The sequence below is a fragment of the Pseudoalteromonas luteoviolacea S2607 genome, assembly GCF_001625575.1.
In the GTDB taxonomy this organism is placed as follows: Bacteria; Pseudomonadota; Gammaproteobacteria; order Enterobacterales; family Alteromonadaceae; genus Pseudoalteromonas; species Pseudoalteromonas luteoviolacea_E.
Genome location: NZ_AUXV01000007.1, coordinates 1 through 26164 on the forward strand (window position 1 = coordinate 1; position 26164 = coordinate 26164).

Annotated in this window: 28 protein-coding genes; 27 read left to right on the top strand and 1 reads right to left on the bottom strand. The window is 43.7% G+C overall.

The features are described from left to right. Nucleotides 1-272 precede the first annotated feature (272 nt). The 19 genes from N480_RS05540 (at nucleotide 273) to N480_RS24945 (ending at nucleotide 14952) form a co-directional block, all read left to right on the top strand. A complete protein-coding gene (locus N480_RS05540; protein WP_063371537.1) occupies nucleotides 273-1172 on the top strand; it encodes a baseplate assembly protein in 900 nt (299 codons plus the stop codon). Next, entirely contained in the window at nucleotides 1165-2379 is a 1215-nt protein-coding gene (locus tag N480_RS05545) for a phage tail protein I (RefSeq protein WP_063371538.1), read from the top strand. Before N480_RS05540 ends, N480_RS05545 begins: the two co-directional genes overlap by 8 nt. After that, nucleotides 2379-2948, top strand: coding sequence for a phage tail protein (locus tag N480_RS05550; RefSeq protein WP_063371539.1), 570 nt, complete (start codon nucleotides 2379-2381; stop codon nucleotides 2946-2948). Before N480_RS05545 ends, N480_RS05550 begins: the two co-directional genes overlap by 1 nt. A gap of 14 nt (nucleotides 2949-2962) precedes the next feature. Beyond that, the gene (locus N480_RS05555) at nucleotides 2963-3772 is read left to right on the top strand and encodes a hypothetical protein (protein ID WP_063371540.1); all 810 of its coding nucleotides are present in this window, start codon (nucleotides 2963-2965) and stop codon (nucleotides 3770-3772) included. Between the two features lie 3 nt (nucleotides 3773-3775). Next, complete coding sequence (locus tag N480_RS05560) at nucleotides 3776-4003, top strand: phage tail assembly chaperone (protein ID WP_063371541.1); 228 nt, start codon at nucleotides 3776-3778, stop codon at nucleotides 4001-4003. Nucleotides 4004-4061: 58 nt separating this feature from the next. Then, entirely contained in the window at nucleotides 4062-4853 is a 792-nt protein-coding gene (locus N480_RS05565; protein WP_231101472.1) for a hypothetical protein, read from the top strand. Between the two features lie 28 nt (nucleotides 4854-4881). Continuing rightward, complete coding sequence (locus N480_RS05570) at nucleotides 4882-5163, top strand: hypothetical protein (protein ID WP_063371542.1); 282 nt, start codon at nucleotides 4882-4884, stop codon at nucleotides 5161-5163. Nucleotides 5164-5252: 89 nt separating this feature from the next. Continuing rightward, nucleotides 5253-5825: a hypothetical protein gene (locus N480_RS05575; RefSeq protein ID WP_063371543.1), complete on the top strand. Its 573-nt coding sequence runs from the start codon at nucleotides 5253-5255 to the stop codon at nucleotides 5823-5825. A gap of 8 nt (nucleotides 5826-5833) precedes the next feature. After that, nucleotides 5834-6649 (top strand): phage baseplate assembly protein V, encoded by an 816-nt coding sequence (locus tag N480_RS05580; RefSeq protein ID WP_063371544.1) that lies wholly within the window; start codon nucleotides 5834-5836, stop codon nucleotides 6647-6649. 3 nt (nucleotides 6650-6652) lie between these two features. Further along, nucleotides 6653-6952 (top strand): PAAR domain-containing protein, encoded by a 300-nt coding sequence (locus N480_RS05585; RefSeq protein ID WP_063371545.1) that lies wholly within the window; start codon nucleotides 6653-6655, stop codon nucleotides 6950-6952. A 3-nt stretch (nucleotides 6953-6955) separates the two neighbouring features. Further along, nucleotides 6956-7291 carry a GPW/gp25 family protein gene (locus tag N480_RS05590; RefSeq protein WP_063371546.1) on the top strand — a complete coding sequence of 112 codons (336 nt, stop codon included), beginning with the start codon at nucleotides 6956-6958 and terminating at the stop codon, nucleotides 7289-7291. A gap of 163 nt (nucleotides 7292-7454) precedes the next feature. Continuing rightward, entirely contained in the window at nucleotides 7455-8618 is a 1164-nt protein-coding gene (locus tag N480_RS05595) for a phage tail sheath subtilisin-like domain-containing protein (protein ID WP_063371547.1), read from the top strand. Then, a complete protein-coding gene (locus N480_RS05600) occupies nucleotides 8618-9133 on the top strand; it encodes a phage major tail tube protein (RefSeq protein ID WP_081227770.1) in 516 nt (171 codons plus the stop codon). Before N480_RS05595 ends, N480_RS05600 begins: the two co-directional genes overlap by 1 nt. 3 nt (nucleotides 9134-9136) lie before the next feature. Then, nucleotides 9137-9394, top strand: coding sequence for a phage tail assembly protein (locus N480_RS05605; protein WP_063359625.1), 258 nt, complete (start codon nucleotides 9137-9139; stop codon nucleotides 9392-9394). A 5-nt stretch (nucleotides 9395-9399) separates the two neighbouring features. Next, entirely contained in the window at nucleotides 9400-9525 is a 126-nt protein-coding gene (locus N480_RS25890; RefSeq protein ID WP_268831934.1) for a hypothetical protein, read from the top strand. A 145-nt stretch (nucleotides 9526-9670) separates the two neighbouring features. Continuing rightward, nucleotides 9671-13234, top strand: coding sequence for a hypothetical protein (locus N480_RS05610; RefSeq protein WP_063371548.1), 3564 nt, complete (start codon nucleotides 9671-9673; stop codon nucleotides 13232-13234). 36 nt (nucleotides 13235-13270) lie between these two features. Beyond that, entirely contained in the window at nucleotides 13271-13723 is a 453-nt protein-coding gene (locus tag N480_RS05615) for a phage tail protein (protein ID WP_063371549.1), read from the top strand. Next, nucleotides 13723-13935, top strand: coding sequence for a tail protein X (locus tag N480_RS05620; RefSeq protein ID WP_063371550.1), 213 nt, complete (start codon nucleotides 13723-13725; stop codon nucleotides 13933-13935). Before N480_RS05615 ends, N480_RS05620 begins: the two co-directional genes overlap by 1 nt. Nucleotides 13936-13941: 6 nt before the next feature. Continuing rightward, nucleotides 13942-14952: a phage late control D family protein gene (locus N480_RS24945; RefSeq protein ID WP_081225467.1), complete on the top strand. Its 1011-nt coding sequence runs from the start codon at nucleotides 13942-13944 to the stop codon at nucleotides 14950-14952. 160 nt (nucleotides 14953-15112) lie between these two features. On the opposite strand, the gene N480_RS05630 is transcribed toward N480_RS24945, so the two are convergent. After that, nucleotides 15113-16000 carry a DMT family transporter gene (locus tag N480_RS05630; protein ID WP_063371551.1) on the bottom strand — a complete coding sequence of 296 codons (888 nt, stop codon included), beginning with the start codon at nucleotides 15998-16000 and terminating at the stop codon, nucleotides 15113-15115. 185 nt (nucleotides 16001-16185) lie between these two features. Between N480_RS05630 and N480_RS05635 the strand changes: the two genes are divergently transcribed. From N480_RS05635 to N480_RS05670, 8 genes are all read left to right on the top strand, one after another. Then, nucleotides 16186-16377, top strand: a complete 192-nt coding sequence (locus tag N480_RS05635) for a hypothetical protein (RefSeq protein ID WP_063371552.1) — start codon at nucleotides 16186-16188, stop codon at nucleotides 16375-16377. Between the two features lie 282 nt (nucleotides 16378-16659). Beyond that, nucleotides 16660-17607 (top strand): homoserine O-succinyltransferase, encoded by a 948-nt coding sequence (locus N480_RS05640; protein WP_063371553.1) that lies wholly within the window; start codon nucleotides 16660-16662, stop codon nucleotides 17605-17607. Beyond that, nucleotides 17597-18688, top strand: a complete 1092-nt coding sequence (locus N480_RS05645; RefSeq protein WP_063371554.1) for a homocysteine S-methyltransferase family protein — start codon at nucleotides 17597-17599, stop codon at nucleotides 18686-18688. The genes N480_RS05640 and N480_RS05645 overlap by 11 nt, the downstream gene beginning before the upstream one ends. Nucleotides 18689-18699: 11 nt before the next feature. Further along, complete coding sequence (gene metH, locus N480_RS05650; RefSeq protein ID WP_063371555.1) at nucleotides 18700-21327, top strand: methionine synthase; 2628 nt, start codon at nucleotides 18700-18702, stop codon at nucleotides 21325-21327. 421 nt (nucleotides 21328-21748) lie between these two features. Continuing rightward, on the top strand, nucleotides 21749-22459 hold the full coding sequence (locus N480_RS05655; protein ID WP_063371556.1) for an ABC transporter ATP-binding protein: 711 nt from the start codon (nucleotides 21749-21751) through the stop codon (nucleotides 22457-22459). Between the two features lie 372 nt (nucleotides 22460-22831). Continuing rightward, nucleotides 22832-23521, top strand: coding sequence for an ABC transporter ATP-binding protein (locus tag N480_RS05660; RefSeq protein ID WP_063371557.1), 690 nt, complete (start codon nucleotides 22832-22834; stop codon nucleotides 23519-23521). Between the two features lie 74 nt (nucleotides 23522-23595). Continuing rightward, nucleotides 23596-24861, top strand: a complete 1266-nt coding sequence (locus N480_RS05665) for an ABC transporter permease (protein WP_231102228.1) — start codon at nucleotides 23596-23598, stop codon at nucleotides 24859-24861. A gap of 11 nt (nucleotides 24862-24872) precedes the next feature. After that, entirely contained in the window at nucleotides 24873-26081 is a 1209-nt protein-coding gene (locus N480_RS05670) for an ABC transporter permease (RefSeq protein WP_063371559.1), read from the top strand. Nucleotides 26082-26164: the final 83 nt, after the last annotated feature.

The window sequence follows — 26164 nt, forward strand, 5'->3', positions numbered from 1 at the left end:
GCCTTAAAATCAGTAAAATACACCTAAGCTTGAGAAAAGCTTAATACCCAATCAAAGTTAATTTAAAAGCCACATAGCTTGTTAAAAAATAAGCGAGTGTGGCTTTTTTATTTGGGGCTTTTATCACAGCTTAAAGGCGGTCAATAATGACCTGTTTTAAACCCTTAAAATCAGTAATATATGCCTAAGCTTGTAAAAGCTTACACAGTTATCCCGTGAATCAAAGCCCACACTAATTACAGTGTGGGTTTTTTATTTAAGGAAGAAGAATTATGAGTGGTTTCACTAAATTGGACTTATCTCAAGTACCTGTTCCTGATTTAATTAAATCGCTCGATTTTGAAGTTTTATATGAGCAATTAAAAGCGCAGTTTTTGCAAGACAATCCGCAATATGAAGCTGCACTTTCACTGGAAAGTGATCCGGTGGCAATGCTACTGCAGACTTTAGCTTATCAACAAATTTTACAAGCGCAGAATGTCAATGATGCTGTGAAAGGAAACATGCTAGCTTCAGCGCAAGGGCATGATTTAGACGCGATCGCTGCTAGATACAATATAACGCGAAAAACGCAGCCAAATGAATCCGATACTGCATTTAAGCAACGCATTCAATTGGCCTTTGATGGGTTGAATACGGCGGGAAGTAGTGAGTCATATATCTATCACACGATGTCTTGTGACGCTGAGATTAAAGATGTGGCAGTACATAGTCCAGAGCCGTGTGACATTGTACTAACCATATTAAGCCATGTTGGCAATGGTTATGCGAGCGATGCATTAATTGAATCTGTTCAGAAGTATTTTGCGGCTCAAGGAAGAGCGCAACCCAAAGTCGACGAAGTAGCCTCTAAAGTAAGGCCTTTAGGTGACCGGGTAGTCGTCAACAAGGCGCATATTAAACCGTTTTCGGTACAGGCAGAGTTGTCAATTTTATATGGTCCTTCAGGTGAGACGCTAGTAACGACAGCTAAGCAAGCTGTGTTGGAATATTGTAAATCTAGACAATATCTTGGTAAAAAAGTTACTCGAGCAGGTATTTATGCGGCACTGCATCAATCTGGTGTTGAAGATGTGACGCTGATAAGCCCTGCGAGCGATGTCCTCGTTTTACCAACAGAAGCACCATATTGTGAGTCTGTGACAGTAACGATGGAAAATGTCTATGAATAAGTTACTGCCTTCAAATGCCTCCATACTGACGAAAGCATTAAGTGATGTGTTGGTACCAAATAATTCGGTTCGCCAGTTATTGATCTCACTACTGAGGTTATCTTCTCGCAGCGATGCACAACTGGTTTGGTTGGCAAAGTTATGTTACATGTCTCCATCAGAGGTACTAATTAATCCTGAACTGTTATTACAGAGTCAAACTAAGCATCTACTTGCGTTAATCGATTTCCCAGAGTTTTGTGATGACGCACAATTAAATGAAATAGCAGAGAAGCTTGCCATCGAAAATTGGGAGCCGAATGCATCAGATACTCAAAAAAGGGCTCAGCTAAAATCTGCTTGCGTGCTCAATGATGCTCGGCTACTGATTTCAAGTCTTTGGGACCCGTTTCTTTGTCCTACACCACTATTGCCCTGGTTGGCATGGTCGGTATCCGTTGATGAGTGGGATGAAAGTTGGAATGAAGAACTTAAGCGACAGGTGATAAGTGATGCATTTGCTGTTCACCAAGTCAAAGGCACACCATTCGCTCTACAAAAAGCGCTCGATAGTCTCAATATTAAAACGGAAATTAGAGAGTGGTGGCAGGGAGAAAACCCCGACGAATTACCTCGTGGCACGGTACAAGTTTGGGCGCTTATAAATAGTAATTTGGATGAGTATCAGCAAGGAATGCTGACCCCCCAAATGTTAAAACGTGTCCGCCGTATTGTTGAGTCAGTAAAGCGTGGCTCGATTCACATTGACGTACAACTGGGGCTGGCATTTACAGAGCAAGTTGGTGTTGTGGGCGCAGTATCCTCCGCTGTTTTTAAACGTATTGATGCGCCTAATGGAGTTGGTGTTAAACCACCTAAGTTAAAGCAACATACGGTACCAATCGGAGCCGCAGAAACTTTCCAATCAGGTTCTTTAGCCATATCAGGCAAGGGCGTTCTACCCCCAAAGCCCACAGGCGTTAGTTCGGTTTGTGGTGCGACAAATTCACATCAATCCGGTCATTACACCGTTGCGGCCAATGGTGTGAAACCAGAGGGAGTGCACAAAGTTTATTGTGTGAGTGGCGCTGTGCATAGCGCACAAGCAACACATATCAGTGTTGCAGGACAAGGGATTTTACCGAGTAACGGCACTGGGAATGAGTATTTAGTGAACGTTACGCGGCAAATAATTTATCAACATTTTAACTTACAAGGAGCTGCTTAATGTCTGCATTAACGCTGCAGTTTACCCAGGTAGGCTTAGATGCTTTATTGGCGGCAAAAGCCAATGGTAAAAAAGCGCAAATAAGCCATATGGCGTTTGGTGACGCAAGCTATACACCAACTCAAACGCAAACGAGCTTGCATAATCTTAAAGAACTTCAGCCCATTCGTGATGATAACTATGAGACGGATGAAAACCATCAAGTTACGGTTGTGGCCCTGTTCGATAAAAAGATTTCAGCCCCTGAATATGCAATTAGAGAAGTTGGCGTTTTTATTCAAATCGACGAGCCAGTGGGCAGTGATAACAACTTAATTTTATTGGGTGTGTATTCTGAGCCAAACCGCACGTTAGGTTATAGAACTCCGGACGTAAAGATTTTACAAAGTGTCACATTGAGTCTTGCGCAATTACCTTCTAACAGCGTTGAAGTAAAACCTGGTGTAGATAACTTCAACATGCTGTTAGATAACGAGCTTGCAGATATTACTTTAGTGCAACTAGACACAATGCACCGTCAATTAAACCAAGAGCTTAGATTGCTCGCTTTAGAAAACGCACAGTCATAAATTAGAGAGAAACCATGTCAAACGAACATACAACAATTACGGAACAATTAGCTGCTGTAGTTACACGCTCAAATGCGCTTTGCAACACAGTTCAAGGTCAAATTGACAATATTAACTCTACGTTAAACGCCAAATCTACAGAAGTAGATACTAAAGTCATACAAGCAAAAAGTGACTTGAATACGCATTTTACAAACCTAAAAAATGGCATTGTGGAGACAATCAATGGTGTTGATGTCTACAAGGAAGGACTAACAAAGCGCTTTTCCTTCAAATCAAGCTTGAACTCTGGAGGATATACTGCAGCGTCGGATGGTCCTGACTCTAGTTACCGCACCTGTGCTAATCCACAGCCTCCTTATTACGTCAATCTAGTCGAATTTGATGCCCAAAATATTGGAGATCACTTTGGTTCGGATGGAGACACTTTTAACTGTGACTTTGTCATGTCACATAGAGGTATGGCTTCGTATGTTGACCACATCGTCATCAATGGTACGTCTTCACATGATTGCGTTTCTGCACAAATTGAAGTGAAGAAAATCATGCACGAAACAGCCATTTCAATATATATCTCAGAACCTGGTGAAGAGCCTCGTGAAATACCAATTACTTCTGCGGATGTAGGAAAAACCCTAACTGTGTTCTTTAGACAGATCAACAAGGGCTATGGTAAAGGCCGTGCGCGAGTGACTCTGAAGGTAGACACGCGTCCTCATTGTGGCTCAGGTCGCGCATTCATGGCTAAATGTGAATACAGCTCAGTAAACGGTCGACCTTGTGCTGACAGGGTTACTCAAACTGCGCCAACTTGGGAGCAATAACCTATGAGTAATAATATCGAAACTGAGCAGCACGGTCAGGACATCACTTGGGTAACTGTGCGCTCGCAACGAGATAATTTGTTGGCAGCATCGGACTTAAAGGTACTTAGAGCCTTAGAAGCATCGCAAGCTGTACCTACGGAATTGGCAACTTATCGCCAAGCTCTACGTGATTTACCTGAGCGTTTTGCAAGCCCCCAAGAGGTGACTTGGCCAATTTTAGCTGAGTAAACACGAATCATGATGTGGCTTTACTATTTTGTAAAGCCAATAAACGGCAGGAATTATCATGTCTGAAGACAATATGAGCATAACTGAAAGGCTCACCCACGTCGCGGCGCGAGCAAATGCGATGAGTGAAACGGTTAACGCACATTTAGGTGTACTTAACGCAGCTATTCAGTCTGCAGAAACTAAATTCGATAATTATATGGGTGGTGCCCGCGCTGAGCTATCTCATATTTTGATGAGCAAAAACCAGCAAATGGAGCCTAATGATAGCGGCACTGCAATCAAAGGGTTCACCACTATTGGTTTAGAAAGATTCGAAGTTATCAAAGAGGCCACTATTTATGCGGCGGCTGCGAATGATACGGATCACACTGGCAATGGCATTGCACGAGATTTTCGCAGCAATGTTTACAATGGCTATGTAAACGGTGGCTTTCATATCTTAAGAATTAAATGGAAGCGAAGTAACGTTAATCATCCGGCGAGGCTCGATAACAACTGGAATACTCGGTATCAGCAGGGGGCAATAACCAGTGGGTGCTATTTTAAGTTGTTATCAGGCACGGTTGAAGGTTCCATGCAACCGGTGAAGAGTTTCAATAATGGCTGGCAATTACTGGGTTATCGCCAAAAAGCAGACAATACAGCTAAGCCTTTTTATGCACCGCATACGAAGCTTGCTTTGTCTACCTCATTACTGGAAGAAGGTGAAGCGCTGATTTGTTTATTCGGAACGGTCAGTGGTTATGTCGATTTCGAAAAGGCGGGTTGGGGCGTTTATCCAGAATTTGCTCGTCCAGCTGATGTATCGTCCGCTATTTCGCAATTGCGTGCTGAGTTGACGCCTTAATCAAGTGATGTAATAAGGAATTAATGCTATGCAAATTAAACATAATGACACCTTGATTGCATCAATCGGTGAAGCTTTGAACTCTGCGCAAGTTGCACAGTTTCTCGCAGTGAACGAAATTGACATTCCTGTGGATGAGCTGACTTTTGAATACTCTCAAGGAGAGGCGTTGGAAGCGCGTCGAATGGCTTATATCTTAGAGTCTGATCCGCTATTCATGGAGTGGCAGTATGACCAAACAGACTCAACGAAACAAGCTTGGCTGGAAAAAGTTGCGGAGATAAAAGCGCGTTTTCCATTTCCTGGGTAACCTGTTCGGGCATTTCGTCCTTCTCGACTCACTTGCTTCCCACGAGTCACAACCATCACAAGTTTTAACTTTAAAGAGTAATTAACCTCATGCAAAGATGTACCTTAATTAATAAGGTGCTTGAATGCTTATCATCTGGACTTCAAGGGGTGGCACAAGTGGGGCTGTTAAAAGCCACACAGCCCTACCCAGATCTGACGCAGCAAGCCCAACTGACAGTCAAGCTGCTAGGCGAACGTCAAGCCAGTGAACTGCAGGCAAAAGGCGCCGACAAAGGCGTGACGTATGGACCGTCGTATAACAAAAACCTCAGTCCAAATTCACTCGATAGAAGAGTGTTGCAGCTGCAGCTAGAAATTGAGTTGGAAGATGCCGATAACGCACAGCTGTTGCAAAGACTTGATCAATTGATAAGTCAGTGTGAGGCACTTGTGATGGTGGACGAAATGCCCACCTATTGGCAGCACTTTATCGCTGAGAAAAGTGATTTTACATTCAGTCACCAGGTTAGCACAACACTTGCGAAAGCTCAGTTGGATTGGGCATTTTACTACCAAGTGGAATACCCTGACGATCCGGCCGGGCCAGAAGTTAAAGAAGTGTATCTAGGCCCGAAAGGGGGCGAATACAAGCTAATAAGCAAGACCACAACACCAGCTTAGGAGAAAATATGTTAGTTAATCGACAGCAGTCTGAACTGGCTGTATCTGATTTACAGCATCGCTTTGCCAAGCTTATCTCCGTGGGCACGGTGGAAGAGGTGGACTACGAATTAGCTAGGGTGACAGTGAGAATAGGGGAGTGGCTGACAGCGAAACTGCCATGGCTCACTAGTCAGGCAGCCCAAGATATGACATGGCAGGCACCAGAAGTGGGCGAGCAAGTCATGGTGCTCTCGCCATGTGGTGATACTGCGCAAGGTGTTGTACTTGGAAGCTTATATGCGAATGCGCATCAACAACCTCATCATAAGATGACCCATGTTACCGATGCAACGAGTGCTGGCGGAAGCTTAGTTCAGGCGTTGCAAGCTGTGGCTCCTGAATCTAGAGAGCATGTACAGCGTACTCGTTATCAAGACGGTGCCATAGTTCAGTATGACCGAGAGAATCATGCCTATGATATTTTTATACCTCAATCTGACCCGCTAGCGAAAATCAATATTTACAGCGGTGGGGATATCAATGTTGAGTGTCATAACGATACGAATATCAAAGTGGGCAATGATGCGAATGTTGAGGTAGTGAACAACGCAGCAGTCACCATCGGTGGTGCGGCACAAGTCGATGTGACGGGGACTGCTGATGTCACCGTCGGTGACAATGTGTCAGTAAACGGCAGTGCCAACATTGATATTGTGGCCGCGGGCGCTCTGAATCTTAAAGGCGACTCGGTCGCTGTAACTGCAACAGGCAGTAATGTCGATGTTCGTGCGTCAGCAACGCTCAAACTAAATGGCGCGAATATTAGCGCACAAGAGGGGTGAGTTATGCCTGCAATTTCAGTCGATGGCGCGATTACAGATGTTCACGCAGGGTTTGCACCTGGCACTATTTCCGCTTCTGGACCTAAGTTTACCGTGGGTGGTGTGCCAGTATTACGGGTGGGTGACAGTGTGAGTGAACATGTTTATATACCTGACCCTAAGGTGAAGCATTCAGGGATGGTTGTTGCAGCGGGTGCATCTTCATTTACCATTGGGGGCAAAGCAGTTGCAAGACTTGGAGACCCTACCAATTGTGGCGCTAAAATCGCTATTGGGGTAGGGAGTTTTACCGTCGGAGGATAAATAATGATTGGCATGAATGCCGAAACAGGCAAACCTTTAGGTGGCGTTGAGCACCTGAAACAAAGCATTCGCGATATTGTCACGACACCTCTGGGCAGTCGTGTCATGCGACGTGACTATGGTTGTGGCCTATTTGAACTATTAGATAGTCCATTTTCTCACAATTTAGTGGGTGATATTACCATGTCTATTGCAAATGCATTAGATAAATGGGAACCACGCTTTCGCTTGGAGGGTGTATCTGTACACCCAGCTGGCGAGGGCAAATTAGATATTACGATTGAGGGTCTTTACCTCATAAATAATGAGCCTGTCACCATAGAGGGGATCAAGCTCTAAAGCATCACAGTTGACTTTTTGTTCAACTCTTCTCAAATCCTTATCTCTGCTCTGATAAAGCAGACATAAATTCAACTTAAGCCATGTTAACGCACTTGTAAAAACAGGATGCGTTACATGGCTTTTTTATTAGCTAATTGACATACCTTTAAAGGAGATATCTATGTCGCAATTTCTACACGGTGTAGAAGTCATCGAGGCGCAATCTGGCACGCGCCCTATTAAAACAGTAAAAAGCTCAGTAATCGGTCTGATTGGTACTGCTCCGGCAGCAGATGCTGATAAATTTCCACTTAACACACCGGTTTTAATTGCTGGTAAACGCGCTGAAGCTGCGTTGTTGGGAACAGAGGGCACACTACCTGCTGCAATTGACGGTATTTTTGACCAAGCGGGCGCAGTAGTTGTTGTTGTTCGTGTTGATGGTGCTGATGAAAATGCAGTTATGACTAACATCCAAGGTGGCGTTGCTGCTGACGGTGGTTACGAAGGTGCATATGCATTCTTGGGCGCAGAGTCTGTATTAGGTGTTACGCCGCGTATCCTAGTGGCTCCTGGCTATACTCATCAACGTCCTTCTGGTGCTGCAAACCCTGTTGTTGCAGAACTAGTAGGCATTGCTGAGCGTTTACGTGCAGTTATCATTGCAGATGGTCCAAATACGAACGATGCAGACGCTATCACTTACCGTGGTGACTGCTCATCACGTCGTATCTTCGTTGTTGACCCGCACGTAAAAGTATTCAAAGAGGGTGCACTGGTTAACGAACCAGCATCTGCTCGCGTTGCGGGTATGATTGCTAAGTCAGATAACGACCGTGGTTTCTGGTGGAGCCCAAGTAACACTGCGATGAATGGCATTGTAGGTACAGCTCGTCCAGTTGACTTCCAGCTTGGTGATAAAAACGCACGTGCTAACTTACTAAACGAAAAAGAAGTGTCAACAATCATTCGTCAAAATGGCTTCAAGCTATGGGGTAACCGTACATGCTCTACGGATCCTAAATGGGCTTTCCTATCTGTGGTACGTACAGCTGACATGATCAATGACTCGCTACTTCGTGCGCATATGTGGGCTGTTGACCGCAACATCACTTCAACTTACATCAAAGATGTAACTGAAAGTGTTCAAGCTTATCTAGATAGCTTGAAAGCACAAGGTGCCATTTTAGGTGGTCAAATTTGGGCTGATGAAGACCTAAATACGCCTGAAAACATTCAAGCGGGTAAAGTGTACTTCAGCTTTGATTTCACTCCACCAACACCAGCTGAGCACATCACATTCAAGAGCATTCTAACTAACAACTACCTAGAGGAAATCGTATAATGGCAATGTCTCCAAAAATCCTAAAGAAATCAAAGCTGTTTGTAGATGGTAAGGGTTACCTTGGCGTTGCAGACGAAATTTCACTACCAAAAGTGACGGTAAAAACTCGTGAAGTAACTTCAGGCTTCCAAGCGCCAATCGAGTTAGATGTTGGTCAACTAGAGAAGCTAGAGGGTTCAATTACGTTACTTGAATACAACGCTGATGTACTTAAGCTTCTTGGCGATTGGGGTGGTACAGGTAGAACTATCAACCTAACTGCACGTGGCGCTATCCAGAAGCAAGGTGCTGCGCCAGAGCCTGTCGTTGTTACTCTGCACGGCTTCTTCAAAGAAGTTGATATGGGTAGCTGGAAAGACGGCGAAGAAGCGAAAATGACGCTTCAATATGCTGTTCAAAAGTACAAGCTAGAAGTTAACAACGAAGTTATCTACAACATCGACCTATACAACGATATCCGCGAAATCGCGGGCGTTGATCATATGGCGAACCTACGCAAGACAATCGGAGCTTAATCTATGACTGAAATCATTAAACTGACTTTCCCTGTTACGGTCGATGGGCATGAGTATGCAGAACTAAATATGAGACGACCTAAAGTGCGCGATCGGTTAATGGTTGATAAAGCGGATATCAGTGAATCAGAAAGCGAAATCCGTTACTTCTCACACCTGTGTGAAGTGTCTCCCGATATCATCGAAGAACTAGACTGGAGCGACTTCGTAAAGTTGCGTGAGGCGCTCCAGGCTTTTCTCGTATCCCGCCCAAGCGTCTAAAAGCAATGGTGATTGCCCTGGCTAAGTACACAGGGTGGGGCTTGCAAGAACTCAATGCGCTGACCGAAGATGAACTCATCGAGTGGTTCGAGGCAGCGATTGATTATAAAGAAGCAACTGAGGCGGGGTAACCCGCCTTTTTTCACCAGCGCAAGTTTGATAGCTCAAGGACTTAAGCGCAGTTTTAGGGTCTTGAGCTATCAACCTTGGCGTGCTGCCACCTGTGGTAGTGCGCAATCAATAAATTCCCGCTTATTTCTCTTCCTAGGTATTATTATGAAACATCACGAATCGTCTGTTAAAGACCGTTCAAAGAACAAAGTAAAGTACCGCCTTCCTAAGCAGGATCAGGTTGATCCGAATGTTCAATTAGGCAGTATGCTGGCTAATTTAGTCAAAGCGCAAAAGCCTTTAGATACTAACGCATTACAGGCTGTAATTTCGCAATTGGCGAATGTTAATGTAAACCAGTTGCTTGGCAATACCAGCCAGGTAATTTCAACGCATTTGACGCAGTTTGCGACTGCACAGGCGAAGTCTAATCATGCCGTGACACAGAGCGCGCAGATACTAGCTGCGGCGCAAACTGAGCAAGAATCAGAAACTTTAAAAGCACAAGTAGATGCCAAAATTGGTGACGGTACTGGCCTAAGTGGCGCTATTAAAGCGTTGGCTCAGCAAGTTTCCGCCTTGGATTTTCAACAGTTGCAAACAGCAGCGAGTAGCGACTTAGCGGAGTTACAAGTTGCTATCCCTAAATTATTCGACAATTTGCCACTCAATGCTTTGAGTGAATCTTTGGCGACTGCCACAGCCGAGGTATCGGGCTCAAATGCGCAGAGCACACTGGCTTTGCAGTTAGACAGTATTCAACAAGCCGCGCCTGTATTGGTCGATGCGCTGGGTATGTCACAGTTTAATGAATACCTCGATAGTGCGACTAAAAGCTTATCACAGAGCAGCAATACTGCGGCATTTAGTCAAGATTTAAACACGTTTGTTCAAAGTGCGCCAAAAGTACTCGACTCATTGGGTATGCACGACGCGAGTGCGATAGTTGAACAAACTCTTCCTGCTATCTCCTCCGTTAATGTGAAAGATGTGCTAGAAGGGGATTTGACGAGTTTAGTCAGTGCAGCACCGAAAATTTTGAATGCATTTGATTTGTCTGATGCGGCAAAAACGCTAGAAGGTGCACTCCCAGTAGTTGAGGCACTCAATGTTAAAGAAATTTTTAGCGGTGACTTATCAAGCTTAGTAGATGCAGCACCTGAAGTGCTCAACGCGCTCGATATGTCTAGTGCTGCGCAAACACTTGAAAATGCACTGCCTACACTTCAGCAAGTCGATATTTCTGCGGTAATGGCAGGAGATTTGAGCAGTCTACAAGAGGCAGCACCTGAGCTACTTAAAGCGGTTGATCTCTCTGCCGTTACGGAAACTTTAGCACAGCATATCCCCGCGCTTTCGCAGCTTGACCTTGCTGGAGTGATTGATGGTGACTTAAGTCAAGTCGTTGACATTGCACCTGAGCTACTTAAATCAGCTGGGTTTGAGCAAGTATCAACGACGTTGAATGCTGCTTTACCGGCATTGAAGCAGCTCGATTTAAAAGGCATTGCCAGTGGAGATGTGTCTAGTTTAATGACAGCCGCGCCAGATTTACTGGCTTCAGTAGGCTTGGATGAAGCGTCCGAGACACTTGGAGCTGCTTTACCTGCGCTCCAGCAGCTGGACTTGAAAGGTATTGCCAGTGGAGACGTGTCTAGTTTAATGACAGCCGCGCCAGATTTACTGGCTTCAGTAGGCTTGGATGAAGCATCTGAAACACTCGGAGCTGCCTTGCCGGCACTACAGCAGCTGGATCTGAAAGGCATCGCCAGTGGTGACGTGTCTAGCTTAATGGCAGCTGCACCAGGTTTACTCAAAGCGGCGGGATTGGATGAAGCTTCTGAAACGCTAGGAGCAGCATTACCCGCTTTGCAGCAGCTAGATTTGAAAGGCATTGCCAGTGGTGATGTATCGAGCCTGATGTCAGCAGCCCCTGGCCTGCTTAAAGCAGCCGGGTTAGATGAAGTTGGCGCAACCCTTGATGCAGCGTTACCGGCTCTGCAAAAGCTAGATACCAAAGCCATTTTAGAAGGAGATCTCAGCTCCTTGATGCAGCAAGCCCCTGAATTGCTCAATGCATTCGGTTTGCAAGACGCTGCAAGCCTTTTCTCGAAGCACTCTGCATTGATTGAGAAGCTCGATTTTAAAGGAATCTTAAATGGAGACCTGTCTTCATTAACGGGAGCGGTGCCTGATTTATTGGCTGAGTTTGGCTTAGGTGACTTAGGTTTAGAATCACTGTTTGACGGTGGTGATGAACAAGAAGAAAAGTCTAAGAAAAAATCTAAAAAGGGCCGTAAAAAATCCAATAAGCGTAATAAGTCGAAGCAAGGTGCGAAGCGATCACAAAATGACAGTGATGATGCCGGCCAGCGAAAGGCTGCTAAATTAAATCAATCATCGAAATCAGGCAAACCAAAGCGTAAAAAGCCTGCGAAGCCAGCATTTAAAGTGCTCGATGGCGGAAAAGCTAAATCAGCAGGAGAGCAAACAGCCAAAAGTAAAGGTGGTAAGTCTACAGCGCAACCTAAAGCGAAAGCAGCTAGATCATATAAAGCGCCTAAGGCGGCGAATGATTCAGTGTTTTCAAAACTGGGTAAATTTGCCGGTAAAAAAGGTGGCGTGTTGTCAAGCTTGGCCAAAGGGCCTGCAAAGTATTTAGGTAAGTTAAACGCTCCTTTGACTGTTGCAATGGGCGCTATGGATGCCTACTCCGCATTGAGTGATGACTCCTTAAGCAAACAAGAAAAGTCCAGCCGTGTCGGCGGTGCTGTTGGTGGTATGGGTGGTGCGTTAGCAGGCGCTGCTGCAGGTGCAGCCATAGGCTCTGTAGTGCCAGTAATAGGCACTGCGCTTGGCGGGATCGTCGGCGGTGCGATTGGTGCATTCGGTGGAGAGTCCGCTGGCAGTTGGTTAGGCGATACGCTTGGCGGTTGGTTTTTTGATGATGAATCAAAAGAGGGCAATCAGTCAGCTGCGGGTGAATCTAATACTTCGAGTGTCGCGGTTTTGGCTGATGGACAAGCCCAAACGCAATTTGCTCAAGAGACGGCCGCAAATACCCAACCAGGATCACCACTGCAGTTTGTCAAAGACAATGTCATCAATGAAGCAAACATGGTGCTTGGCACGATGGCCGCAGTCGATGCCGCATCTGGCAAACCCGCGGGTAAATCAGCGCAATTGTCTAAACAAACGCAATTGCTGGGTCATGCTTTGAATGGCCATACCATTTATCAAGCGGCAGCCAATGATGACCTATCAGCCCAAGAAAAAGCACGTACCATCGGTGGCACTTTAACAGGTGCGCTAAGCGCAGAAGGCGTAGAGCACTTAGTTGGAAAAATTCCGAAGTATGGGAAGTTTTTGGGTCCTATTGCTGGTTATTTAACAAATGCGGCGATGTCACAAGTCGGCGGTAATTTCTTCGCGAGCTTATTTGGCGACGATGAAGCCGAAAAGCCGACTCAGCAGGGAGCTGCAAAAGCTTTGCCTGTGAGTAAGCCTGAGTCTTTAGCGCAACAAAGCAGTGTGCAATCTCAAGTCACCAGTGATGTGCAATCTAAGGAATTTGCTGGAAGTGTAACCGTTAATGCCAATATTACGGTAAATGCGAACGGCGATGAGAAAGCACAGGACATTGCTATCCAGGTTAAACAAATACTGGAGCAGCAGCAACAGCAAGCTGTGCGAGATTATCGTGCGCGGTATTACAACGATGTAGCTTAAGGGGTTTTCCCTTAAGCTTTTTAAAGAGGGCTTTCAATGGCAAAGATAAATCATGCCAATTACATGATGCAGCTAGGTAAATACAAGTTTTCTGTAAGTACGGCTGCATATCAAAAAATCCAGTTTAATACACAGTACCGCTGGAAAACGCTCGATACGCAAACAGATCAAGCGACACCTGTACAGCAATTTGTTGGGGTGGGGAAGCAGGAGCTTGAAATCGAAGGGACTATCTTTCCACAGTTGGTTAAAGATGGCTTAAAGCAATTAGATAAGATGCGTGCTGAAGCTGCAAAAGGTGAGCCATTAACACTTACATATGTAGAGGAAAGTGGTAAATCTAGTCCAAGTGTGGGGCGTGTATTAGACAAGTGGGTCATCACCGATATTAATGAAACCCGCACCCTATTTTTAAACGACGGTATTCCTAGAGAAATTCAATTTACGATGAAGCTTTCCCGTTATGACGGAAACGAAGGAGCCAAATAATGAGTGGTGTAACGTACGTCACGCGAGATGGAGACTGCTTAGATTTAATCTGTTTCCGCCATTATGGTCGCAGTTCGGGCATGGTTGAGCGTGTTTTAGAGTCAAACTACGGACTCGCTGAGCTAGGCCCCATATATCCAGAAAACATTGAGATTTTTCTACCTGATTTACCAAAACCTAAGGTGCGCAAAGAGATCAATATTTGGGAGTAAATAGTCATGGAATTACAAGCGCACTACTCGGTTAAAGCAAATGGCAAGGAGGTCGCAGCTCAACTTCGTGATCGAATCGCTGAAGTACGAGTCACTCTGCGTACTGGGCTGTTAAGTGATACGTGTTATGTAAAGTTTGACAACCTAGGAAACCTGCCAATCACGGCACCACAAGGTGCTGAAGATCTTGAAATAGGCATGGGTTACAAGCAGGGCACTGACGATAACAGCGCACCAATTGTCGAAATGGGTAAATACAGTGTCGGTGAATATCAATTAATTGGTCCGGTTAGGGCACTTGAGCTGCATGGCAACAAAGTGCTTTGGGACCAAGAACTAAAAACATTAAAGTTTAAATCTTGGCCAAATTCAGATGATGCCCCATTGATGCTAACTGATGTGATTTCAGAAATTGCTGGTCAGTATGGTTTATCACCTTGTATTGCAGATAGTTACCAACAGATCCAGTTACCGCAGATTGAACAAAGCGAAAGTGACATGCAGTTACTATCAAAACTGGCTGAGCAATACGATGCATTCATGAAAATTGTTAACGACAAACTGATTTTCATGAATAAAGGAACTGGACGTTCATTGTCTGGGCAGCCTTTACCTGAAGTGGTATTAGGACCAAAGTGGTTGACCAGTTGGGTGCTCAATGCGCAACACTATAAGTCTGTTGGTGAAGTCAAAGCAAAGTTTTATGACTTTGATATCGCCGAGTTAAAAGTGGTGAATGCGGGATCCGCCTCCCCAAGCCATATCTTGCCTTATGTTTTTGCAGATGAAGCAAGCGCGCAAGTAGCGGCGCAAAGCAAGCTTGCGCAATTTAAACGCAGTCATAAGTCAGTTCAGCTGCATACCTTTGGCAAACCAGACATTGTTGCTGGTGGCGTGGTTGAAATCGAAGATGTTGCTGATGAAATCAATGGTCGTTGGTATGTCAATGAAGTTGAACACGTCATCAATGGCCAAGGGTATTACTCTTATGTGAACTGCGAAGCTTTAGCTGAATAAACGCTGATTGCGTTGTTTGCTAATGAATTATTTCATATCGCATTGCTCTTCTTGCGATGCTTATCCTTCCACACCTCCTACCTCCAAGGTCATCCAGTTAGTCTGCTCACGTGCATTGCTCTATGCATAGGCTAACTGTGATGGCCTCTTTCCTAAATTCCTACCCACTTAATAGTAATACTATCCCACCAAACGCCAATAACCCACCAAATATCATATTGCGAGTAATATGTTCTTTACGTATTAGGCTCATTGTCATCACCATCAGTGGTGCGGCAGAAAAGATGGTTTGTGCAATTGCTGGATCAGTGTTGTTTACTGAAATCAATTGCAACCATAAGCCGATGAATGTGCCAAAAAACACCGCGGCAAATAACCAACCTTTACTATCGATTCCCTTTAGTGTGATCGCACGTTGTAATGAGCTATGCTTAAATGCTGCAACGATAACCGCGACTGCCAATGTGCCAGACACCAAGCGTATGGTTGCAGCCCATAGGCTACTCACTTGTTGCTCATTCAATGCTCCCTTAGATAACACCATTCCAGCCGCTTGGCAGGTGGCAGCAATGAGTGCGAAAACAACACCTTTTTGGTATGTGTTTCGCTCTACTGTTGGTAGGGCTTGATTGGGCTTTACAGCTATGATCACACCTAAGGTAGTAAGCATAATGCCAAACCAAGCCGTGAATGATAAAAAGACGCCCAACAGGGCAATATTGAGTAATCCAGCAATTGCGGGCGCGAGTGATTCAATGACTAAAGTACGCGCAGGACCTATATTGCGCAGTGCACCAAAGTAAGCACTATCTCCAATTGCTATGCCGACAATGCCACTGGCAATCAGCCATCCCCAACTGAATTGAGTTGTGGGTAGCTGCGTATCCCAAGTTAAGAGCAATACCGTTGCCATTAACGTGGATGCAATAACCCCCTTAGCCACATTTAATTCAAGCGGATTTAAATGGTGACTAAAGCGTTTATAAAGCAGTGTTGAAAACGCCCATACCGCTGCTGCCGTGAAAGCAGCTACCTCTCCAATACCCATATTTATCTTATTGTTCTTTTTAATTGGTCGTACTGTAATCTTTTTGCTTATGGATGCAACAATAAACGACGTGAAATTAAACTTTCAGTTTTTATTGAAAGTTTAAAAGGTTTCTTGCTACACTTTGTTTTGTAGACATAGTCGTCAGCTTAACGTGGTTGCTTTGCCACCCATTGGAGAACAAAATGATTTTCGATGCAATTCAAGTAAATTTAATTCTCTTCAGCTTTTGTATGTTCGTTTCTTGTTTGATCATGGCATTTTCTGAGTCAAATCAAGAAGGGGCTGATCGCCTGAAGGCGAGTATTGAATATGGTATCTTTTCTTCAACAGGTCTTATCTTAGCGATGGTGTTAGCTTATGGCTATGTTGGTTGATCCTCTACTTGCATAAAAACAGGGTGCTACTCACAGGGCACCCTTTATGACTTTCCTCTGTATACGCCTTTAATCTGCGCCTCCCACCTTTTGCTCTACACACCTAACTCAGCTCCTTTCACTTTTCTATTTTGGCTAGATACGCTGTTTCTCATTTAGGAAAATATACTTACTCGTTCATTTGGACGTCTGAACATCTAGAAGTTGAATTTTTTTGGCTTTCGTTCATAATGGCAAGTTATATAGTTTTAGCTAATTTATGCTTTATTGGGGAAGAGCCTCATGCCAATTACCGTAAAAGACGAATTGCCTGCCATTGCGCAGCTGCGACATGAAAATGTATTCGTAATGCCTAAAAGTCGAGCAATGTCTCAAGAAATCCGTCCTATGCGGTTAGCGATATTGAATCTGATGCCCAATAAAGTAGAAACTGAAGTGCAGTTTATTCGATTGTTGGCCAATACGCCGCTGCAAGTGCATGTTGACTTATTGCGTTTGGATACGCATAGGAGCTCTGAAAACTCAGAGCAGCATTTAAACATGTTTTATCGTTATTTTTCAGAGGTGAAAGACCAGAATTACGATGCCCTAATTGTTACTGGCGCACCGTTAGCACATCTTGAATACAGTGATGTTATCTACTGGGAAGAATTACAAGAATTTTTTGATTGGGCGGAGCATCATGTTACCTCAACTTTATTTTCTTGTTGGGCCGCACATGCAGGTTTATTCCATCATCATGGATTAAAAAGAGCTTTGAAAGAAAACAAATTATGTGGTGTGTTTAAACATAAGGTTTATTTCGATCATGGTGCGCTTACACGTGGATTTGACGATGAGTTTTTAGTGCCACATTCCCGCTATGGGCATATTGATATAGAGAAGATCAATAGCTGCAAAGACTTAGTCGTATTAGCTGGCTCACAAAAGGTAGGTGCCTACCTTCTGAAAAACAAAACAGGTAGCCAAGTGTATATCACAGGCCACCCCGAGTATGATGCGGACACATTACAAAAGGAATACCAGAGAGACATAATCAACGATGTCGATGCACCTAAACCTGAAAACTATTTTCCAAATAATGATCACAGTGCTAAGCCATCTAAAACCTGGCAGAGTCACGCCTTTTTATTATTCTCAAATTGGTTAAACTATTATGTGTATCAAACAACGCCCTACGATATTAATCTCGTTAGCCAAGACGTGAGGACTAACAATTATGCCGAATAACAGTGTGCCATTTGCGCCAATTGATGGCCAAGCAGTATCTGACGCCCTGAAAAAAACCATGCAAGAGCGCATCGTCATTTTAGATGGCGCGATGGGAACTATGATTCAAAAGCATAAATTTGAAGAAGAAGACTATCGCGGTGAACGCTTTAAAGATTGGCATGTGCTGATAAAAGGCAACAATGATTTGTTGAGTTTGACGCAGCCTGATGTGATCAGTCAAATTCACAGAGAGTATCTAGAGGCGGGCGCAGATATCATAGAAACAAACACCTTCAATGCGACGACCATCTCTATGGAAGATTATGACATGGCGAGCTTAAGCCGTGAAATAAACTTTGAGTCGGCAAAGTTAGCACGTGAGGTATGTGACGAGTTTACCGCCAAAGATCCAAGTAAACCACGCTATGTAGGTGGTGTGCTGGGCCCAACATCAAAAACTTGCTCGATTTCACCAGATGTAAATGATCCAGGCTATCGTAACGTGACGTTTGATGCGCTGGTGGAGGCGTATATAGAATCAACGCTCGCCTTAATAGAAGGGGGAGCGCATTTAATTCTCATTGAAACTATCTTTGATACTCTTAATGCTAAAGCAGCGGCTTATGGCGTGGAAGAAGCGTTTGAACAAGCGGGTGTTCGATTGCCTGTTATGATTTCAGGTACAATTACCGATGCTTCAGGTCGTACACTGTCGGGTCAAACAACAGAAGCTTTTTATAACTCTATCCGTCATATCAAACCGATTTCAATTGGCCTTAATTGCGCTTTAGGGCCAGACCTATTGCGTCCTTATGTAGAAGAGCTTTCGCGTGTATGCGAAACCTTTACTTCAGTTCACCCAAATGCCGGTTTGCCTAATGAATTTGGTGAATATGATTTAGAAGCAGATGAAATGAGCGTAGAGATAGTTGACTGGGGTAAAGAAGGCTTTATCAACATTGTCGGTGGATGTTGTGGGACCACACCTGAACATATCAAAGCCTTTGCAAGTAGACTTGCGGAGGTTACGCCTCGCCAACTGCCTGAGCTCGAAGTTCGCATGCGCTTATCAGGTTTAGAAGCCTGTAACCTGAATTAGGAAGTATCACTATGACGCAATCTACAGCCATTTTTACAAATGTTGGCGAGAGAACCAATGTTACAGGTTCGGCGCGATTCAAGCGCTTAATTTTAGAGGAAGACTATGAGACGGCGCTAGAAGTTGCCAGAGAGCAGGTTGAAGGTGGCGCACAGGTCATCGATATTAACATGGATGAAGCCATGTTGGACTCTAAAATGGCCATGGTAAAATTTCTCAACTTGATAGCATCTGAGCCGGAGATCTCTAAGGTCCCAATCATGGTTGACTCGTCAAAGTGGGATGTCATCGTAGCGGGCTTGAAGTGCATTCAGGGTAAGGCAATTGTAAACTCTATCTCTCTTAAAGAAGGTCGAGAGCCTTTTGTAAAACAAGCAAAAGTTCTAAAGCGCTTTGGTGCAGCGGTTGTGGTAATGGCGTTCGATGAAGTCGGTCAAGCAGAAACTGCGGACCGCAAGTATGAAATTTGCGAACGCTCTTATAAAATCCTCGTGGATGAGCTGGGTTTTCCACCAGAGGATATTATCTTTGATCCTAATATTTTCGCGGTTGCAACAGGTATTGAGGAGCATGATAACTACGCCGTCGAATTTATTGAAGGGACGCGTCGAATTAAGCAAAACTTGCCACACTGTAAAGTGTCAGGCGGTGTGTCCAATGTATCATTCTCATTTCGGGGTAATAACCCAGTTCGTGAAGCCATTCACTCTGTGTTTTTATACCATGCAATAAAAGCCGGTATGGACATGGGAATCGTAAACGCCAGCCAGTTAGCTGTATATGATGATATTCCTCTTGAGCTTCGAAATGCTGTTGAAGATGTCATTCTCAATACCGACCCTGGGGCGGGAGAGCGCCTTGTTGATATTGCCCCTAAATATTCAGGAATGGCACAAGCTGAGAAGAAAGAAGATCTAGAGTGGCGCACTTGGCCTGTTACTAAGCGACTTGAACATGCATTGGTAAAAGGCATCACCGAATATATAGAAGAAGATACCGAAGCGTGCCGACAGGGTTTTGATAAACCGATTCAGGTGATCGAAGGGCCTCTCATGGATGGTATGAACGTAGTCGGTGATTTATTTGGTGCCGGCAAGATGTTCTTACCTCAGGTTGTAAAGTCGGCTCGCGTGATGAAGCGTGCGGTTGCTTATCTTGATCCATTTATTGAAGCGGAAAAAGAAGAAGGTACCAGTAATGGTAAAATCATCATGGCGACCGTGAAAGGGGACGTGCATGATATTGGCAAAAATATTGTGGGCGTAGTACTTCAGTGTAATAACTACGAAGTAGTCGACCTTGGTGTAATGGTACCTGCTGAAAAAATATTACAAACAGCGATTGATGAAAATGCAGATGCGATAGGGCTATCAGGCCTTATCACGCCATCACTGGATGAGATGGTGCATGTTGCAAAAGAAATGACGCGTCGCGGCTTTGAAATTCCATTGTTGATCGGCGGAGCAACAACATCTAAGGCGCATACTGCAGTTAAGATCGAACCGCAATATGATAAAGGCGTGATTTACGTCAACAATGCGAGCCGAGCAGTTGGCGTGGTTTCAAGCTTACTTAGTGCAACGCAAAAACCTGCATTTTTAGAAAAAACCGCCAATGAGTATGTCAAAGTGCGTGAACAGCAAGCGCGTAAAAAGCCACGCTCAAAGCCTGTAACTTTGGCACGTGCACGAGACAATGCAGCTAAACTCGATTGGGACAATTATACGCCCCCTAAGCCGAAAAAACTGGGTATTACCGAATTTAAAGATGTGAGCATCCAGACTTTACGCAAGTATATTGACTGGACGCCATACTTTATGACGTGGTCGCTGGCGGGTAAATATCCGCGTATTCTTGAGGATGAAATTGTCGGGGAAGAGGCTAAAAAGTTATTTGCAGACGCGAATGCGATGCTAGACGACCTAGAGCGCAGCGGTGCGCTCCAACCTCTTGGTGTCATTGGATTATTCCCTGCTAACCGTGTGGAAGACGACATCGAAATCTATAAAGATGAGTCGCGCTCAGAAGTAGTGTTACGCTCTTGTCAGCTTCGTCAACAAACTGAAAAAACAGATTTTCCTAATTACTGTCTTGCCGATTATATCGCGCCTAAAGGGGTTGAAGACTACTTTGGTGCCTTCGCTGTGACTGGTGGACTTGAAGAAGACGATCTCGCTGATGCATTTGATGCACAGCAGGACGATTACAACAAGATCATGGTCAAGGCGGTAGCGGACAGATTAGCAGAAGCTTTTGCTGAGTACTTGCATGAGCAAGTGCGTAAAGAATACTGGGGGTTTGCGGCTGATGAAGCACTGAGTAACGAAGAGCTGATCCGAGAAAATTACCAAGGTATTCGACCAGCACCTGGGTATCCTGCCTGTCCTGAGCATACCGAGAAGCATAAAATCTGGGAGTTACTAGATGTCGAAAGCCGCATCGGTATGAAGCTCACTAGTTCATATGCAATGTGGCCCGGAGCGGCTGTTTCTGGTTGGTATTTCTCACATCCAGACTCAAAATACTTTGCCGTTGCCACAATTCAAAAAGATCAAGTTGAAGATTACGCAAAACGCAGCAATATGTCTTTAGAAGAAGCTGAGCGTTGGCTTTCTCCTAATTTGGGGTATGACGCATAACAATATTGAGTAGCGGTAATGCAGGGCTGGCGTCTTGTATTGCCATTGCCCTGCTGTGAATGGATGTTGTTTCGCATAGATGATGGCGAATTGGTATAGTCAATTAGAGTGACTGCTGTTTGAGGTTCTAGCGCGTTGTTTGTTAATTAATCGAGTATTTGAAATATCCCCAACTCATTTATATATGATTACTTTTCTTAATGTTTTATCGTGACTTACGTTAGTCCTTTGTGTATCTTTTGGAAAGCAATAGTTAGATATAAACTGAAACTTAATCACAAACTTCAATCTATTAATTGCCAATAAAAATCAGTTAAGTCAAAGAATAATCGGCACTAATTAAGTTTTGAATCCGAGTGTATATGTATACACCTGTCAAAATCATTTCTTTTAAAATATATTAGGCTAGGAAGTAATGTATATGCTTAAAATGTTTGGGGTGGCAAAAACTTATACGACGGATACGATTCAAACTCAGGCTTTACAATCGTTCAACCTTGAAATTGAACAAGGTGAATTTATTTCTATTGTTGGCCCATCAGGCTCTGGAAAGACGACATTCTTAAATATACTAGGTCTACTAGAGCCTCCTTGCAAGGGGCAATACCAATTGGACGGAAAATCAATTTTATCTCTTAGTGACAGGCAAAAGTCGCGCTTAAGAAATGCCAAAATAGGCTTTATATTTCAGAGTTTTAATTTGATCCCTGAACTGTCAGTTTACGATAATGTTGAAGTACCTTTGCGGTATAGAGCGCTCCGTGCAAAGGAGCGAAAAAGTCGAGTTATGGATATGTTGGAAAAAGTGGGCCTTACGAGCCGTGCACACCACAAACCACATCAACTTTCAGGTGGCCAACAACAGCGCGCTGCAATCGCACGTGCGCTAGTGGGCGAGCCAGCTATTGTGTTGGCTGACGAGCCGACTGGCAACTTAGACTCAAGCAAAGCCCAAGAAATCATGAACCTGCTGGAAAGTTTTAATAATCAGGGAACAACTGTGTTGATGGTAACGCATGATCCAAATTTAGCGATGAGAGCAAAGCGTACGATTGAGATCAGGGATGGTATTTTGAAAGAACGCAGCGGCAAGCATTATGCAGCGCGTTGGCGCACAGAAGCGATAGGCTGAAGATGTCTGTGAGTATGAATTGGCAAACATCCAGTTCATATAAAGTAATATCGAGATGAAATTCAAGCCTTCAAAGCTGTCATTATGCTGAGTAGGAAAAATTACAGTACCTCTTTTGGGGTCTTTAGCGGCTATAATTATGTATATTAACAAAAAAAGCGTATAACTATATTAAATTAATGTTTTATTTTGGTGACTTTGAGGTTTTATTTATGTATCTTTCAGACCGTGATATCTTTTAGTTATGAGGTGTCATACGCTTTTAAGGTTGCTAGGTAGATATTACTATTACTTAGCTTAGAAATTAGCAATTTAGAACATTTGGACGATGGAAAGTCCTCAATTAGTAAGCAATAGCTACAAGGAATAATAATGTTAAAAATGTCAAACGTTGCCAAAATATACGTAACTGATACGGTTAAAACACAAGCCTTACAACCGTTTAATTTAGAGATTAAAGCAGGGGAGTTTGTATCAGTTGTAGGCCCGTCAGGCTCTGGGAAAACGACTTTCCTGAATATCGCCGGCTTATTAGAAGATTATACGGAAGGAAATTATTACCTTAATAATCAAGACGTCACTCATTTAAGTGATACTCAAAAATCACGCTTACGGAATGAAAAAATTGGCTTTATATTTCAGAGCTTTAACTTGATTCCAGAATTGAACCTATTCGACAACGTCGAAATGCCGTTACGTTATCGCTCGTTTTCTGCAAAGGAGCGCAAGCAGAGAGTGATTGATGCCTTAACGAAGGTCGGCTTGGCGAACAGGCAAGCTCATTACCCTCAACAACTTTCCGGTGGTCAACAGCAACGCGTCGCTATCGCGAGAGCATTAGCTGGCTCTCCTTCATTCTTACTTGCGGATGAGCCTACGGGTAATCTAGATTCAAATATGGCTGATGGCATTATGTCTTTGTTAAAGGATATAAATGCGTCAGGTACCAGCATCTTGATGGTCACACACGACTTAGAACAAGCCGATCAAGCGGAGCGTATTATAGAGATCAAAGATGGCGTACTTACTGAAAGTTTAGCCTCGCAAAAAGTGGTGGCGTAAGATTAGACATGTTGCGTTATTATTTTAAGCTTGCACTTCTTAGCATCAAAAAAACACCTCTGTTGAGTTTTTTAATGATTGCGACAATCGCAATCGGTATTGCTGCCACTATGGTTACCTATACAGTCAATTATATGATGACTCAAGACCCTGTCCCCAGTAAAAGTGACCGCCTTTTCACCGTACACCTGAGTAGTTGGGATCCCAATATGTCCTATAAGTTAAAAGATGGCAAAGAGGATATTCCCATTTATCTGACCTATCAGGATGCGACAAACTTATACGCAGATAAAAAAGCTGATAAGCAAACAATTATTAGTTTTCATAAAGCGATGGTGAGAGCTGGGGAGCAACCTTCCGGTATGGCAACAATGACATATCTTAGGCCAACGACGCATGAATTTTTTAGTATGCTCGAGGTGCCTTTTTTGTATGGTTCCCCTTGGGGTATTGAAGATGACAGTGGAGGTAATCCAGTTGTCGTACTGTCGAAAAAGAAAAATCAGCAACTGTTCAGAGGAGAGAACTCGCTTGGCAAAGAGGTTCTCATAGGTGGATTAATATATCGAGTTGTTGGTGTATTAGATGACTGGACACCTCTACCTCGTTTCTATACTACTCGAAGTGAAGCCTATACTGAACCCAGAGGCGTATTTATCCCTTTTCAATCCAGCGTCAATAATAATTGGTTATCAGGGACGGATGGCAGTGTGTATTGCTGGGGTGAAGTCAATTTTGTTGATCTGGAGTCTGTAAAATCTTCCGAATGTGTATGGTTGTTTTACTGGATTGAATTGAGCTCTCCGAAGAAGCGTGATGATTACCTAGCGTACATTAATAACTACGCTCAAGAGCAACGATCAATGGGGCGATTTCAGCGTGAGCAAATGAATCGGTTGATGGATGTATCTGAATACATTGAATATAACGAGGTCATTAAAGAAGATGGTAATATTGCAGTTTGGCTTGCTGTTGCATTTTTAATTGCTTGTTTGCTAAATAGTATGAGTTTAATGATGACTAAGTTTCATGGAAAAGGTTCTGAAGTTGGTCTAAGGCGCGCGGTAGGTGCGAGCAAGATCAATATAGCTTGCCAATTTAGCTGTGAAACTGTCATTGTCGGTCTGTGTGGAGGCATTATCGGTTTGATGTTAGCGCAGTTAGGACTACACATTACTGCTCAGGTATATAGTCATTTACATGCAGAGCTTATGGAAATGAACTTTGAACTCATGATACTTACAGTTGTATTGTCGGTGCTTTCAAGTTCAATTTTTGGCCTTTATCCCATCTATAGAGCTTGCCAAATTCAACCTTCAAGCCATCTGAAAAGCTTGTAGGGAGCAATGAGATGAAAGATTTAAAACCAATAATCAAGTCTTTACTGCGGGCAAAAACAGGTCCATTGCTCCTTTTACTGCAAATTGCTGTGACATTTACAATATTAGTTAACGCAGTTTTTATGCTATTGCAAAAGCATGAAGAAATAAACGTGCCCAGTGGTTTGGCTGAAAGTGAGCTGTTTTGGTTTCAAATGTCCTTACATGGCACATCTGAGGAAATGAAAGCAAATTTGTTTCGGGATCTTGAGGCGATTAAATCATTGAGCAGCGTTAAAAGTGCAGTAACATTAAACTCTATCCCATTTTCTGAACGGGGTTTTGGGCATGAAATTAGGCTAGATCGCAATGCTGAAGGGTTTGTAACTAAGGCTGCATTTTATACAGGTAGTTACGATGCACTAGAAACTATGGGCCTAAAACTAATCGCAGGGCAAGGGTTCCAAGCTGAGGATGAGAGAAGTTTATTTCATTTTGGACTGGATGTCCCTTCAGGTGTGGTAGTAAGTAAAGCACTGGCTGAACAGCTGTTCCCAAATGATTGGGAAGCCGTGTTAGGTAAGACCATTTACCTTAAAAATGAGGCACAGATCGTACAAGGTGTCGTTGAACATCTAATTGGCCCATGGAGTTATTGGAAAAATAGAAGTCATAACGTCTTATTTTCAACATCGCTTATTTCATCTGAAGTGTCATTACTGGTTCGAGTGCAGGGCTCAAATATAGACAAAAGTATACAAGATGTGATGCAGGTAATAATGCAAGAGCCTAACCGCACTGTCGATCACCTAGAAATGTTAACTGAGTCGAGAGAAAGAGCATATCGTTCCCAAGTCGCGGCATATAGCACTTTGAAAGCCGTCGTAATTGGATTATCGCTAATTACAATGTTAGGCGTATTTGGACAGACCCGGTTTACCATCTTAAAAAGGCGTAAGCAAATAGGTACTCGCAGAGCGTTAGGCGCGAGTAGAGTGGCAATTGTGCGCTATTATATTCTCGAAAATACGGTAATTAATCTGTTAGGTATTGCGTTAGGGGTTGTATTTGCGATTTTAGCGAACAACTTATTAGTGTCGCATTTTCACTTATCGCCAGTACCTGGTATTTATTTGGTGTATGGAAGCTTCATTATTTTTAGTGCTGGTATGCTTGCGGTGCTACAACCAGCAATTCGTGCGGCTAGTGTTTCACCAGCAGAAGCGACGCGCTCAGTGTAATGTGAATAAGGCCCAGTTTATCAGGGCCTTATTCATCTAACATTTTCCTTTGATCTTTCTGGTGTCAAAAGCCTCAATAACTT